The following is a 12,444-nucleotide window of genomic DNA, read 5'->3' as shown; positions in this document are numbered from 1 at the left end:
TTCAAGGATGATCCGATGAACTGGATTTCCGAAGTCGTCCGTCCGCGCATCAAGACGCTGTTCAAGCGCGAGACCCCGGAGAATCTCTGGATCAAGTGCCCGGATTCCGGGCAGATGGTCTTCCACAAGGATGTCGAGGCCAACGGCTTCGTCATCCCGGGCTCCGACCACCATATGCGCGTCACCGCGCAGGACCGGCTGCGGCTGACCTTCGACGAGGGCAAGTGGATCGACGTCGCCCTCCCCGAGACCGTGGCCGATCCGCTGAAATTCCGCGACGAGAAGCGTTATACCGACCGGATCAAGGACGCCCGCACCAAGACCGGCGCGACGGACTCCATCAAGGTCGGCTATGGCCGCGTCAAAGGCCTGCCGATGACGGTCGCGGTCCAGGACTTCCACTTCATGGCCGGCTCGCTCGGCATGTCCGCCGGCGAGGCCTTCATCAAGGCGGCCGAGACGGCGCTGGAGAAGAAGACGCCTCTGGTCGTGTTCGCCTGCGGCGGTGGCATGCGCATGCAGGAAGGTATTCTGTCGCTGATGCAGATGCCGCGCACGACTGTGGCCGTGCGGCGCCTGAAGGCAGCGAAACTGCCCTATTTTGTGGTGCTCACGGACCCGACGACCGGCGGCATCACAGCGTCCTACGCCATGCTGGGCGACGTCCACATCGCCGAGCCGGGCGCGCTGATCGGCTTCGCCGGACCGCGCGTGATCGAGCAGACGATCCGCGAGAAGCTGCCCGACGGCTTCCAGCGCGCCGAATATCTGAAGGAGCACGGCATGGTCGACATGGTCGTCCACCGCCACGACATCCCGGCGACGCTGGCGCGGCTCGGCCGCTTTTTCACCAAGCAGCCGCTGCCGGCCGTGAATGCCCCTGAACCCGAGCCGCAGCCCGCCGCTGCCTGACCGCCTCCACCCCGGCCGGGAGGCCGGTGTCCGCATGAGCACATCCGACCTGTTGCTGGCGCGCTTCCTCGCGCTGCATCCCAAGCTGATCGACCTGTCGCTCGGGCGCATCCTGCGCCTGCTCGAGCGGCTGGGCGATCCGCAGAAGAAGCTGCCGCCGGTGATCCATGTCGCCGGCACCAACGGCAAGGGTTCGACCATCGCCTTCATGCGGGCGATCCTCGAAGCGGCCGGCCTCTGCGTCCATGTCTACACCTCGCCGCATCTGGTGCGCTTCCACGAGCGCATCCGGCTCGGCCGCTCCGGCGGAGGGCGTTTCGTCGACGAGGCGCTCCTGGTCGATGCGCTGGAACGCTGCGAGAAGGCGAATGCCGGCGATCCCATCACCTTCTTCGAGATCACCAACGCCGCCGCCTTCCTGCTCTTCTCCGAGCACAAGGCCGATGTCGTGCTGCTCGAGGTCGGGCTCGGCGGTCGCTTCGATGCGACCAATGTGATCGACCACCCGGCCTGCACGGTGGTGACGCCGGTCTCGCTCGACCATTCCGAATATCTCGGCGACACCGTCACCAAGATCGCCGGCGAGAAGGCCGGCATCTTCAAGCGCGGCGCGCCGGCGGTTATCGCACCGCAGGAGCCGGAGCCGACCGCCGTGCTTGAAGCGGCGGCCGAGCGCGTCGGCGCCTCGAAGCTGCTGGTCGGCCTGCAGGACTTCAACGTCCACGAGGATGGCGGCCGGCTGGTCTATGAGGACGCCGACGGCCTGCTCGACCTGCCCTTGCCGCGTCTCGCCGGCCGCCATCAGCACACCAATGCCGGCACGGCGATCGCCGCCCTGCGCGCTGCCGGCTATGGCGGCCTGCCGGCCTCCGCCTTCGAGCGCGGCATGACCGAGGCCGAATGGCCGGCCCGCCTTCAGAGGCTGGCGCGCGGCAAGCTCGCCGAGCTCGCTCCCGCCGGCGCCGAGCTCTGGCTCGATGGCGGCCACAACCCCGATGGCGGGCGCGTGCTCGCACAGGCGATGGCCGATCTCGAGGAGAAGAACCCGGCCCCGCTCGTGATGATCGCCGGCCTGCTCGCGACCAAGGATGCGCGCGCCACGCTCGGCCATTTCAAGGGACTGGCGCAGATGTTGTTCGCCGTCTCCATGCAGAACCAGCTCGCGGCCCGCACGGCCGAGGAGGTCGCGACGCTGGCGCGCGAGGCGGGCCTGAAGGCCGAGATCGCCGGCTCGGTGGAGCAGGCGTTGCGGGAGATCGCGTCACGGACCTGGCCGGCCCCGCCGCGCATCCTGATCTGCGGTTCGCTCTACCTCGCCGGCGAGGTGCTCGCGGCCAACGGCACGCCGCCGGTTTGATCAGCCCGCACGAGAAGCGCCATGCCGATCTCCGAATTGACGACGCTCGGGCTGATCCTGCTCTGCGGGGCGCTTGGCGGCTGCGTGACCGCGGGCGCCAGGAGTGGCGACGGCATCGACCGCGCGGTCCCCGGCGAGCCGACCTTCATGCAGCAGACCTATATGCCCATGGACAAGCGCTGCCGGCAGGTGAAGCGGCCGACCGCCGTGCTGACACAGAAGCCGCAGCATGGCAGCGTCCGGATGCTGACGCGTAAGGCTACGGCGGTCTACGGTCCCGGCGCCTACCAGCATTGCGACGGCAAGGTCGGCAAGGCGCTCGCCTTCGAATACACCTCCGCTCCCGACTATCGCGGCCGCGACAGCTTCCAGGTGCGTGTGCGCTATTCCGACGGCGAGATCCGCCATGGCCGCTATGAGGTCGAGGTCCGCTGAGACCGTCAGCGGCGGCCGGTGAAGCCGATCGTCGCCAGGAAGCCGTCGACCTTGCCGCGCCATTGGTCGATCGCACGGATATAGCGATGCCCGTCCTCGCCGAAGGGCGGCGCTGCGACGAACTCCGCCCGGCCTCCTGCCTCCTGGAAGGCGCGATGGAGCCGGCCGGCAATCTCCGGTCCGAAGAAGCGGTCATTGCTGCTGTAGAGCCAGAGCTGCGGCACGCGTGAGCCGCTGCCATAGCGGCCGGCAGCCGAGACCAGCGCGTCAGGCGAGCAGACCTCGCCGGCCTTCAGCGAGCCGCGTCCCCCCGCGAAGTTGACCACGCCGAGCAGGCCGGGGACGGATTGCGAGGCAGCCGCGAGCGAGCCCCAGCCACCGGCTGACACCCCCATCAGCACGACGCGGCGCTGATCGGCATCCGGCCGGGACAGCACCGCATCGAGCGCCGCGCGGATGTCGCGGGCGCTGGTCAAACCGGCGCGATGGAACTCGGCCCGATCGCAGGCGCCGTAGCCCTCGGCCCAGGCGCCGCCGTCCGTGCCGTAGCCGCGCCGGATCGGCACCGCGACCATGACGCCGCGCGCCGTGAAATGGCGGGCGACCGCGGCGAGCGTGCCCTTGCCGAACTCTGCCCGTCCCGCCGCATCGCGTGGGCTGCCATGCGACAGCACCAGGACGGGGAAGGGACCGGGTCCGTCTGGCTTGTGGAGGTAAACCGCGATCTGCCGGTCGTCGATGCGCGCCTGCAGGGCCTCGACCGTTTCAGCCGCCGCCGAGGTAACGGCTAGCATGGCGGCCAGCCCAGCCGAAGCCAGCGCTGCAATGATCCTGCGCATGACCAACTCCCCAGCCGCGACCTGCCTATTGGATCGCAGCTTGCTCGCGCGACGGCAAGACGCTCGCCGCCATGGCCTTGTCCGCGCAGCGCCGCTAGGATCGCGCGCATGACGGCACAGCAAACGTTCGGCAAGGGCGGTCCGGCGGTCTCGCGGATCGGCCAGGGCACCTGGAACATCGAGCGCGCCCCGCGAAGCGAGGCGATCGCGGCGCTGCGGAGCGGGCTCGATCTCGGCCTCTCCCATATCGACACGGCCGAGATGTATGGCGATGGCCTTGCCGAGCAGATCACCGGCGAAGCGCTCGCCGGCCGGCGCGACGAGGTCTTCCTGGTCTCGAAGGTGCTGCCCCATAACGCCTCGAAAGCCGGCACGCGCAGGGCGTGCGAGCAGTCGCTGCGCCGGCTGCGGACCGACCGGCTCGACTGCTATCTCTTGCACTGGCGCGGCTCCTATCCGCTGGCCGAGACTTTTGCCGCGTTCGAGGAGCTTCGCGCCGAGGGCAAGATCATGTCCTGGGGCGTCAGCAATTTCGATGTCGGCGATCTCGACGAAGCGCTGCGTGTCGTCGGCCCCGGCAGGATCGCCTGCAACCAGGTGCTCTACCACCTGCGCGAACGGGCGATCGAACACGCGGTGATGCCCTGGTGCGAGCGCAACGGCGTCGCGGTCACCGCCTACAGCCCGTTCGGGCAGGATGATTTTCCGCAAGGGGGCTCGGCGCAAGGCAAGGTGCTCGCTGAGATCGCCGCGGCCCACGGCGCGAGCCCGCGCCAGGTCGCGCTCGCCTTCCTGACGCGCAGCTCCGGCGTCTTCGCAATCCCGAAAGCGGCCAAGCCCAGCCATGCGCAGGACAATGCCGGCGCGCTCGGGCTTCGGCTCGGCGCCGAGGACATCGCCCGGCTCGACGCCGCGTTCCCGCGCGGTCCGAAACCGCGCGGGCTGCCGATGCTGTAGTCTTTACTTCTCGATGCGCCAGACCGTGCGCAACGCAGCGCTGACGGTGACCTCGCCCGGCTCGACCTGGACCGGTGCGGCACCGGCGGCCATGCGATAGGCGCGTGTATCGCCCATCGGCCGTACCGGCGGCTCGGCCTCCGCCTCGACGATCGAGACGAGCTCGCCCACTTTCACGCCAAGGCGCTTGGCATAGATCTCGGCCCGGGTGCGCGCCGCTTCGGCCGCCTTGTCGCGGGCCTGGTCCTTGGCCTTGTCCTCGTCGGCGAGGCCGAAGCTGATGCCCGACATGTCGTTGGCGCCGGCGGCAACCAGCGCATCGATCAGCGGGCCGGACTTGGCGAGGTCGCGCACGATCACGGTGATGCCGGTGCGCGCCTCGTAGCCGTCGATCTTCGGCGCGCGCGCCTGCGGCGAGGAGGAGGCGGAGGGCTGCGTCATCCGCGGCGTCAGCGCGATCTGCGAGGTCGAAAGATCGCCCTGGGCGACGCCGGCGGCCTTCACCGCCTCGATCAGCCTGGCCAGCGCCGGCGTGTTCTTCGACAGCGCTTCCGCGGCGGTCTTGCCCTCGCTGACCACGCCGGCATGGACCGTGGCGAGATCAGGCTTCACCCTGACTTCGCCGGTGGTCTGGATCACGATGCCTTCCGCCGGCGCGAGCGGCCCAGCGGTCTGGGCGTGCACGGGAGCGGAAAACGCCGCGAGCGCGGCGATGAGCAGGGCCTTCTTGGTCTTCGACATGGTCGTCCTTCGCTGAGGAATGGTCCGCAGAAGCGGAGACCGCTCCTGCCGGGCGACCATGCGCAACCTATTGGGGCAGCATCAGGACGACACGCTCATCGCGCCGCCAGAATCTCCGCGACCTGCGGGATGTCCTTGTCGCCGCGGCCGGAGAGGTTGACGACCATCAGATGGTCCTTGGGCTTCTTCGGAGCGAGCTCGGCGACACGGGCGAGCGCATGCGCCGATTCCAGCGCCGGGATGATGCCTTCGAGCTTCGAGATCAGCTGGAAAGCCTCGAGCGCCTCCTCGTCCGTCGCCGAGAGATAGGTGGCGCGGCCGATATCGTGCAGCCAGGAATGCTCCGGGCCGATGCCGGGATAGTCGAGCCCGGCCGAGATCGAATGGGCGTCGTTGATCTGCCCGTCCTCGTTCATCAGGAGATAGGTTCGGTTGCCGTGCAGCACGCCCGGGCGCCCGCCGGTCAGCGAGGCCGCATGCAGCCCGGAGGGGATGCCGTGGCCGGCGGCCTCGACGCCGTAGATCTCGACGCTGGTGTCGTCGAGGAAGGGATGGAACAGCCCCATCGCATTCGAGCCGCCGCCGATGCAGGCGACGAGCGAATCCGGCAGGCGGCCTTCCGCCTCCAGCATCTGCTCGCGCGTCTCCTTGCCGATGATCGACTGGAAGTCGCGCACCATCGCCGGATAGGGGTGCGGGCCTGCGACCGTGCCGATGCAGTAGAAGGTCGTGCCGACATTGGTCACCCAGTCGCGCAGTGCCTCGTTCATCGCGTCCTTCAGCGTCTTGGTGCCGGATTCGACCGGCACCACCGTCGCGCCCAGCATCTGCATGCGGAAGACGTTCGGAGCCTGCCGTGCGACGTCGACCGCGCCCATGTAGACGATGCATTCGAGGCCATAGCGGGCGCAGAGCGTCGCGGTGGCGACGCCATGCTGGCCGGCGCCGGTTTCGGCGATGATCCGCTTCTTGCCCATGCGCCGGGCGAGCAGGATCTGGCCGAGCACATTGTTCACCTTGTGCGAGCCGGTGTGGTTCAGCTCCTCGCGCTTCAAGTAGACCTTGGCGCCGCCGAAATGGTCGGTGAGCCGCTCGGCGAGATAGAGCGGCGAGGGCCGGCCGACATAATGCTTCAGCCCGCTCGCCATCTCTGCCTGGTAGGCGGGATCGACCTTGGCGGCATTGTAGGCCTGCTCCAGCTCGAGGATCAGCGGCATCAGCGTCTCGGCGACGAAGCGGCCGCCGAACTGGCCGAAGCGGCCGTTCTCGTCCGGGCCGTTCCGGAAGCTGTTGCGTGCGTGCGGCGCGTTCATGCCTGGCCTGCCTTCTTCAACTGGTCGTCATTCAAAGCCTTGGCCGCCGCGCGGGCCGCCCTGACGAATTCCGAGATCCGCCCGATATCCTTGACACCCGGAGCGCGCTCGACCCCCGATGATACGTCGACGCCCGCAGGTCGGACGACGCCGATGGCCTGCGACACATTGGCCGGGTCGAGGCCGCCCGATAACATGAAGGCGAGAGCCGGGTCGAGCCCGGCGACCAGATTCCAGTCGAAGGGCTTGCCATGGCCGCCGGGATAGGCGGCATCCTTGGGCGGCTTGGCATCGAGCAGGATGGCGTCGGCGACGCCATGATACAGCGCGACCTGGTCGAGATCGGCAGCCGTGGCGACGCCGAGCGCCTTCATCACCGGCAGGCCGGTCGCGGCCTTGATCGCGGCGACCTGCTCCGGCGTCTCCTTGCCGTGCAATTGCATCCAGTCCGGCCGCACGATCCGCACCAGCTCGGCCGCCTGCTCCGGCGTGTAGTCGACGACCAGCGCGACGATCCCGGTCCGGCCGCGGGCCTGGTCGGCGAGTTCGGCGGCGCGCTGCGGCGTGACGTATCGCGGGCTCTTCGGGTGGAAGTTGAGACCGATCATGTCAGCGCCGGCGGCAAGCGCCGCCTCCAGCGTCTCCGGAGTCGAGAGGCCGCAGATCTTGATCGGAAAGGCGTCGCCATGTGTCATTCGGGCGCTCTAGCACATAGCCCTTCCCACCGCACTCGTGACATGATGCCGGTCGAAAGCGAAGCATGGGGGCGAGAGCGGACGACGAATGGGGCGGCGTTTCTTTGCAGGTCTGGCGGCGCTCCTGCTGATGGCCGGTCTCGTTGCGCTTGGCGTCTACATGTGGACCCAGCCACGGACGCTGAAGCTCGCGGTCGGCCCGCTCGGCTCCGACGATGCCAGGCTTGCCGCGGCCCTCGTCCAGGGCCTCAGCCGCGAGAAGAAGCCGGTGCGCCTGCGGCTCGTCCTGACCGAGGGCTCGGCCGAGAGCGCCTTGAAGATCGACGCCGGCACGGTCGATCTCGCCATCGTCCGCCCCGATGTCGCGCTGCCGGCCAAGGCCGATACGGCGCTGATCACCCGCCGCTCCTTCCCTTTCTTCATCGGCTCCAAGGATCTCGGCACCGACCGCATCTCAGGACTGCGCGGCAAGCGCATCGGCGTGGTGCGGGCGCCATCAGGCAATCTCGATCTCCTGAAGCTCGTGCTGTCGCAATACGAGGTCTCGCCGGAGGCGGTGACGATCGTCCCGCTCGGGCCCGAGGACGTCTCCGCCGCTATCGCCGATGGCCATATCGACGTGCTCTTCGCCGTCAACGTGCTGAATGCCCGCGTCGTCACCGAAGTCGGCGCGCGCCTGCACCGGGCCTTCGGCGAGAGCCCGACCATCATCCCGATCCGCGAGGCCGATGCGCTCGCCGCCCGCAACCGTGCCATCGAGAGCGGCGAGATCGTCCGCGGCGCGCTCGGTGGTGATCCGCCAGTGCCGGCCGAAAACCTGCCGAGCATCTCGATCACCTCGCGCCTGATGGCGGCGCAATCCCTCGACGATGCCAGGGTCGGCGAGCTCGTCAGCGCGATCCTGTCGTTGCGCGTCACGCTCGCCGCCGACCTGCCGGCGATCCAGGGACTGGAGACGCCCGAGACCGACAAGGACGCGCCGCTCGCGGTGCATACCGGAGCAGCCGCGTTCATCGACGGCGAGCAGGAGACCTTCTTCGAGCGCTATGGCGACTGGTTCTATCTCGGCGTGATGGTGCTCTCCGTGCTCGGCTCCGGCGCGGCCGGCCTGCTCGGCGTCGAGAGCGCGTCGCGCCGCAAGCGGGCAATGGCGGACCTCAGCCGTCTCGTCGTCCTGCTCGCGGCGATGCGGACGGCCGAGGACGAGCGGGATCTGGCGGCGATGGAGCGCGAGGCCGACGCCATCCTTGCCGGCGTGCTCGAGAATTATGCGCGCGGCGACATCGATTCCGGCGGGATCGGCGCCTATCGTTTTGCCATGGACCAGCTCGGCCGCGCGGCGACCGAGCGGCGCATCGTCTTGGCCGAAGCGGCAGCCGAGTGACCGGCTTTATTCCTGCCGCAAAGCGCGTTCATGCGGATGGCGCGGTCGCACCGACAGTTTCGAGAGCTCCTCATGACCTCCGCCTTTGCCTCGCTCGCCCTCGGGACGCTGCTGGCGCTTTCCGATGCCGTCCCGCTCCGGGCTCAGGCGCCCGAAAACTGGCCGCAGGTGAAATGCGAGCGCTGGCGCAGCGCCTATGACGAGGCGCTGAAGCGCATCGGCAGGAAGGGGCTCGGGCCAGAGTTCGTCGCCGGCAACGAGGCCTTCATCGCTTCCGGTTGCCAGAACCCGCCCGATGTCTGTCCGCGCAGCGCCGAGGAGCTCAACTTCGCTAATGTCATGGTGATGGCGGGCATGAACGCCGGGGTGTCCTCGACCTTCATGCCCTACGCCTGCCGGAAGTCGTGACCCGCCTCTAGAGCAGGGACATGTGCAGGCCGGTCCCGGCGACGACGCCATCGGCAACGGCGAGCGCGACGCTGTGCCGGGCGGTCGCGGCATCGCCCGCCGCATAGACGCCGGTGACGCTGGTCTGCTTCATCCCGTCGACGCGCAGCAGCGGACCGAACGGGCCGTCATCGAAGGCGCAGCCGAGCTCTTCCGCCAGCGGGCTCGCCGGGCAGATGCCGGCGGCGATGAACAGCGCCTTGATCGGCGCCAACCGGCCGTCGGCGAGGCGCAGGCCCGCCATCGCCGTCCCGTCGCCCTCGGCTGCCACGATCCGGGCACGCTCGACCGCGACGCCGCGCCGCTCCAGCAAGGCGGTCGCCTCGGCGTCCGGCTCGGCCTCGCCGTTGAGGAACAGTGTAACCGCGCCCCAATCGGCGACGAGCGCCGCCTTCAGGGCCGAGAACGCACCGCTCGCCAATACGCCGAGCTTGCCGCCGCCGAGCTCATAACCGTCGCAATAGGGACAATGCAGCACGCTCTTGCCCCAGCGCTCCCTCAGGCCGGGGATCGCGGGCAGTTCGTCGCGCACGCCAGTCGCGAGCAGGAGGCGGCGCGCTTGGTGCTCGCCTCCCCTGGAATCGGTGACTCTGAACCCCTCTCTTTCGGCTTTCGCCTCGCCGGCCTTGGCATCGCGCCAAGCCACGGTCGGATAGGCGAGCAATTGCGCCTTCGCCTCGGCGACGATCGTCGCCGGCTCGCGCCCATCCTGGCCGAGGAAGCCATGCGAATGGCTGGAGAAGCGGTTGCGCCGCTGCCCCTCGTCGATCACCAGGATGCGGCGGCGCGCCCGCGCCAGCTGCAATCCGGCGGAAAGGCCGGCGAAGCTGCCGCCGACGATGATGGCGTCATAGGGTGTGGTTGTGCTTGGCATGGATCTGTCTCCGTTCGTCGAAGCGGCGGCTGAAATCCGCCGCGAGATCGGACAGCCGGACCCGGTCGAAATGGCCGGCGAGCAGCGCTTCGGCCTCGGCGAAGGCCTCGCCGAGGGCCGAATTGACCGCCTGCTCGACCAGGCATTGCGGGTTCTCGCTGCGATGGCCGAGCGCGATCAGAGCGGGCTCGCCGAGTGCGCGATGCACGTCACCGAGCGTGATCGCGTCGAGCGCACGCGCCAACGTCCAACCACCGCCATGGCCTTTTTCGGAGTGCACCAGCCCGGTTTCCCTGAGGCCCGCCATGGTGCGGCGGATCACGACCGGATTGGTGCCGAGGCAGGCCGCGAGCTCCTCCGAGGTCATCGGGGCGCCACGATCGGCCATGTGCAGCAGCACGTGCAGGGTGGCTGAGAGGCGGCTGTCCTGTTTCATGTAACAATACATGTTACATGAAACAGGAGCATGTCAAGCGCACCGTGAAGCACGGGCATCGTGCGGTTGCGGTTGCCCAAACGGCGTCAAGCGTTTATGTGCAGCGCAACGAATTCCAGATTCACGCAACACACAGGCTGCGCCGGCCGGGTTTTCCCTGCCGGCTCGCGGTCTTGAACCAAGGCCGCTTCCCGCATGTCCATGCGCAACATCGCCATCATCGCCCACGTCGACCACGGCAAGACCACGCTGGTCGACAAGCTGCTGCAGCAGTCCGGCGCCTTCCGCGAGAACCAGCGCGTCGCCGAGCGGGTGATGGACTCGAACGATCTCGAAAAGGAGCGCGGCATCACCATCCTGGCCAAGGCCACCTCGGTGGTCTGGAAGGATACGCGCATCAACATCGTCGACACCCCCGGCCACGCCGATTTCGGCGGCGAGGTCGAGCGCATCCTCAACATGGTCGACAGCGCGATCGTGCTGGTCGACGCTGCCGAGGGCCCGATGCCGCAGACCAAGTTCGTGGTCTCGAAGGCACTGAAGCTCGGCCTTCGCCCGATCGTCGCGATCAACAAGGTCGACAAGCCCGACGCGCGCGTCACCGAGGTGATCAACGAGGTCTTCGACCTCTTCGCCGCGCTCGACGCCACCGACGAGCAGCTCGACTTCCCGATCCTCTACGGTTCGGGCAAGCAGGGCTGGATGGCGCCCTCGCCGGAAGGTCCGCAGGACCAGGGCCTGGCGCCGATGTACGACCTGATCCTGAAGCACGTGCCTGAGCCGCGCATCGAGGAGGGGCCGTTCCGCATGATCGGCACGCTGCTCGAGGCCAATCCCTATCTCGGCCGCATCATCACCGGCCGCGTCGTCTCGGGCACGGCCAAGCCGAACCAGACCATCAAGGTTCTCTCGGGCGACGGCTCGCTGGTCGAGACCGGCCGCATCACCAAGATCCTCGCCTTCCGCGGGCTCGAGCGCACGCCGATCGAGGAAGCGATCCCGGGCGACATCGTCTCGATCGCCGGCCTGGTGAAGGGCTCGGTCGCCGACACCTTCTGCGACCCGTCGGTCGACACCCCGATCAAGGCCCAGCCGATCGACCCGCCGACCGTGTCGATGACCTTCATGGTCAACGATTCGCCGCTGGCGGGCACGGAAGGCGACAAGGTCACCACCCGCGTCATCCGCGACCGCCTGTTCAAGGAGGCCGAGGGCAATGTCGCGCTGAAGATCGAGGAAGCCTCCGACAAGGACAGCTACATCGTCTCCGGCCGCGGCGAATTGCAGCTCGCCATCCTGATCGAGACCATGCGTCGCGAGGGCTTCGAGCTCGGCGTCTCGCGTCCGCGCGTCGTGCTGAAGCGCGACGAGGCCGGCCAGCTGCTGGAGCCGATCGAGGAGGTCGTGATCGACGTCGACGAGGAGCATTCCGGCGTCGTCGTGCAGAAGATGTCCGAGCGCAAGGCCGATATGCTGGAGATGCGCCCCTCCGGCGGCAATCGCCTGCGCCTCGTCTTCCACGCCCCGACCCGCGGCCTGATCGGCTATCAGGGCGAACTGCTGACCGATACGCGCGGCACCGCGATCATGAACCGGCTGTTCCACGACTACCTGCCCTACAAGGGCGAGATCGGCGGGCGCCGCAACGGCGTTCTGATCGCGATGGAGACCGGCGAGGCCGTCGCCTACGCGCTCTGGAACCTCGAAGACCGCGGCCCGATGATGATCGAGCCCGGCTGGAAGGTCTATCAGGGCATGATCGTCGGCGAGCACACCCGCGAGAACGATCTCGAGGTGAACGTGCTCAAGGGCAAGAAGCTCACCAACATCCGCACGACGTCGAAGGACGAGGCGGTGCGCCTGACGCCGCCGATCCGGATGACGCTGGAGCGCTCGCTCGCCTGGATCGACGACGACGAGCTGGTCGAAGTCACCCCGAAGTCGATCCGCCTGCGCAAGGGCATCCTCGATCCGAACGAACGCAAGCGCTCGCAGAAGCAGAAGGCCGAGGTCGCCTGAGCCTGGCCGCAGCCGATATCTCGGTCGAGAGCCGT

The 12,444-nt window shown here is 68.4% G+C and carries 13 protein-coding genes; 7 read left to right on the top strand and 6 right to left on the bottom strand.

The genetic code is table 11. From position 1 onward, the window contains the following. Nucleotides 1–15: 15 nt before the first annotated feature. Genes accD through BMZ21_RS14145 form a run of 3 tightly spaced genes read left to right on the top strand, consistent with a single transcriptional unit; the run spans nucleotide 16 to nucleotide 2,704 of the window. The gene (gene accD, locus BMZ21_RS14155) at nucleotides 16–912 is read left to right on the top strand and encodes an acetyl-CoA carboxylase, carboxyltransferase subunit beta (protein ID WP_091835293.1); all 897 of its coding nucleotides are present in this window, start codon (nucleotides 16–18) and stop codon (nucleotides 910–912) included. Between the two features lie 34 nt (nucleotides 913–946). Continuing rightward, the gene (locus BMZ21_RS14150; protein ID WP_091836055.1) at nucleotides 947–2,269 is read left to right on the top strand and encodes a bifunctional folylpolyglutamate synthase/dihydrofolate synthase; all 1,323 of its coding nucleotides are present in this window, start codon (nucleotides 947–949) and stop codon (nucleotides 2,267–2,269) included. A gap of 21 nt (nucleotides 2,270–2,290) precedes the next feature. Next, complete coding sequence (locus BMZ21_RS14145; RefSeq protein ID WP_091835290.1) at nucleotides 2,291–2,704, top strand: hypothetical protein; 414 nt, start codon at nucleotides 2,291–2,293, stop codon at nucleotides 2,702–2,704. 5 nt (nucleotides 2,705–2,709) lie between these two features. On the opposite strand, the gene BMZ21_RS14140 is transcribed toward BMZ21_RS14145, so the two are convergent. Further along, nucleotides 2,710–3,543 (bottom strand): alpha/beta hydrolase family protein, encoded by an 834-nt coding sequence (locus tag BMZ21_RS14140; protein WP_091835287.1) that lies wholly within the window; start codon nucleotides 3,541–3,543, stop codon nucleotides 2,710–2,712. Nucleotides 3,544–3,651: 108 nt separating this feature from the next. Here BMZ21_RS14140 and BMZ21_RS14135 point away from each other — a divergent pair, with 108 nt between their 5' ends. Then, nucleotides 3,652–4,500 carry an aldo/keto reductase gene (locus BMZ21_RS14135; protein WP_091835284.1) on the top strand — a complete coding sequence of 283 codons (849 nt, stop codon included), beginning with the start codon at nucleotides 3,652–3,654 and terminating at the stop codon, nucleotides 4,498–4,500. Between the two features lie 3 nt (nucleotides 4,501–4,503). Here the strand turns inward: BMZ21_RS14135 and BMZ21_RS14130 are convergent, their stop codons facing one another. The 3 genes from BMZ21_RS14130 to BMZ21_RS14120 all read right to left on the bottom strand — a co-directional run bounded on the left by BMZ21_RS14130 (nucleotide 4,504) and on the right by BMZ21_RS14120 (nucleotide 7,249). Continuing rightward, a complete protein-coding gene (locus BMZ21_RS14130) occupies nucleotides 4,504–5,241 on the bottom strand; it encodes an SIMPL domain-containing protein (RefSeq protein WP_167561638.1) in 738 nt (245 codons plus the stop codon). Between the two features lie 95 nt (nucleotides 5,242–5,336). Then, nucleotides 5,337–6,554, bottom strand: coding sequence for a tryptophan synthase subunit beta (gene trpB / locus BMZ21_RS14125; protein ID WP_091835278.1), 1,218 nt, complete (start codon nucleotides 6,552–6,554; stop codon nucleotides 5,337–5,339). Next, a complete protein-coding gene (locus BMZ21_RS14120; RefSeq protein ID WP_091835275.1) occupies nucleotides 6,551–7,249 on the bottom strand; it encodes a phosphoribosylanthranilate isomerase in 699 nt (232 codons plus the stop codon). Before BMZ21_RS14120 ends, trpB begins: the two co-directional genes overlap by 4 nt. An 88-nt stretch (nucleotides 7,250–7,337) precedes the next feature. Between BMZ21_RS14120 and BMZ21_RS14115 the strand changes: the two genes are divergently transcribed. Together BMZ21_RS14115 and BMZ21_RS14110 are read left to right on the top strand one after the other, a co-directional pair. After that, entirely contained in the window at nucleotides 7,338–8,633 is a 1,296-nt protein-coding gene (locus BMZ21_RS14115) for a TAXI family TRAP transporter solute-binding subunit (protein WP_091835271.1), read from the top strand. A 72-nt stretch (nucleotides 8,634–8,705) separates the two neighbouring features. Beyond that, entirely contained in the window at nucleotides 8,706–9,041 is a 336-nt protein-coding gene (locus BMZ21_RS14110; RefSeq protein ID WP_091835268.1) for a hypothetical protein, read from the top strand. Nucleotides 9,042–9,048: 7 nt separating this feature from the next. Here BMZ21_RS14110 and BMZ21_RS14105 read toward each other — a convergent pair whose 3' ends face one another. Further along, on the bottom strand, nucleotides 9,049–9,954 hold the full coding sequence (locus tag BMZ21_RS14105) for an NAD(P)/FAD-dependent oxidoreductase (RefSeq protein ID WP_091835265.1): 906 nt from the start codon (nucleotides 9,952–9,954) through the stop codon (nucleotides 9,049–9,051). Beyond that, on the bottom strand, nucleotides 9,929–10,390 hold the full coding sequence (locus BMZ21_RS14100; RefSeq protein WP_091835262.1) for an Rrf2 family transcriptional regulator: 462 nt from the start codon (nucleotides 10,388–10,390) through the stop codon (nucleotides 9,929–9,931). The genes BMZ21_RS14105 and BMZ21_RS14100 overlap by 26 nt, the downstream gene beginning before the upstream one ends. A gap of 195 nt (nucleotides 10,391–10,585) precedes the next feature. On the opposite strand from BMZ21_RS14100, the gene typA reads away from it, so the two are divergent. Next, nucleotides 10,586–12,409 carry a translational GTPase TypA gene (gene typA, locus BMZ21_RS14095; RefSeq protein ID WP_091835259.1) on the top strand — a complete coding sequence of 608 codons (1,824 nt, stop codon included), beginning with the start codon at nucleotides 10,586–10,588 and terminating at the stop codon, nucleotides 12,407–12,409. The last annotated feature ends 35 nt before the right edge of the window (nucleotides 12,410–12,444 follow it).

The organism is Allobosea lupini (assembly GCF_900109525.1).
In the GTDB taxonomy this organism is placed as follows: Bacteria; Pseudomonadota; Alphaproteobacteria; order Rhizobiales; family Beijerinckiaceae; genus Allobosea; species Allobosea lupini.
Note: the sequence above shows the minus strand (reverse complement) of the source record. Positions and strands in the feature narration are given on the sequence as shown.

What these genes read in the sequence shown, in the direction of transcription:
- accD (WP_091835293.1), top strand. Translation starts at nt 16, where the DNA reads ATGAACTGGATTTCCGAAGTCGTCCGTCCGCGCATCAAGACGCTGTTC.
- BMZ21_RS14150 (WP_091836055.1), top strand. Translation starts at nt 947, where the DNA reads ATGAGCACATCCGACCTGTTGCTGGCGCGCTTCCTCGCGCTGCATCCC.
- BMZ21_RS14145 (WP_091835290.1), top strand. Translation starts at nt 2,291, where the DNA reads ATGCCGATCTCCGAATTGACGACGCTCGGGCTGATCCTGCTCTGCGGG.
- BMZ21_RS14140 (WP_091835287.1), bottom strand. Translation starts at nt 3,543, where the DNA reads ATGCGCAGGATCATTGCAGCGCTGGCTTCGGCTGGGCTGGCCGCCATG.
- BMZ21_RS14135 (WP_091835284.1), top strand. Translation starts at nt 3,652, where the DNA reads ATGACGGCACAGCAAACGTTCGGCAAGGGCGGTCCGGCGGTCTCGCGG.
- BMZ21_RS14130 (WP_167561638.1), bottom strand. Translation starts at nt 5,241, where the DNA reads ATGTCGAAGACCAAGAAGGCCCTGCTCATCGCCGCGCTCGCGGCGTTT.
- trpB (WP_091835278.1), bottom strand. Translation starts at nt 6,554, where the DNA reads ATGAACGCGCCGCACGCACGCAACAGCTTCCGGAACGGCCCGGACGAG.
- BMZ21_RS14120 (WP_091835275.1), bottom strand. Translation starts at nt 7,249, where the DNA reads ATGACACATGGCGACGCCTTTCCGATCAAGATCTGCGGCCTCTCGACT.
- BMZ21_RS14115 (WP_091835271.1), top strand. Translation starts at nt 7,338, where the DNA reads ATGGGGCGGCGTTTCTTTGCAGGTCTGGCGGCGCTCCTGCTGATGGCC.
- BMZ21_RS14110 (WP_091835268.1), top strand. Translation starts at nt 8,706, where the DNA reads ATGACCTCCGCCTTTGCCTCGCTCGCCCTCGGGACGCTGCTGGCGCTT.
- BMZ21_RS14105 (WP_091835265.1), bottom strand. Translation starts at nt 9,954, where the DNA reads ATGCCAAGCACAACCACACCCTATGACGCCATCATCGTCGGCGGCAGC.
- BMZ21_RS14100 (WP_091835262.1), bottom strand. Translation starts at nt 10,390, where the DNA reads ATGAAACAGGACAGCCGCCTCTCAGCCACCCTGCACGTGCTGCTGCAC.
- typA (WP_091835259.1), top strand. Translation starts at nt 10,586, where the DNA reads ATGTCCATGCGCAACATCGCCATCATCGCCCACGTCGACCACGGCAAG.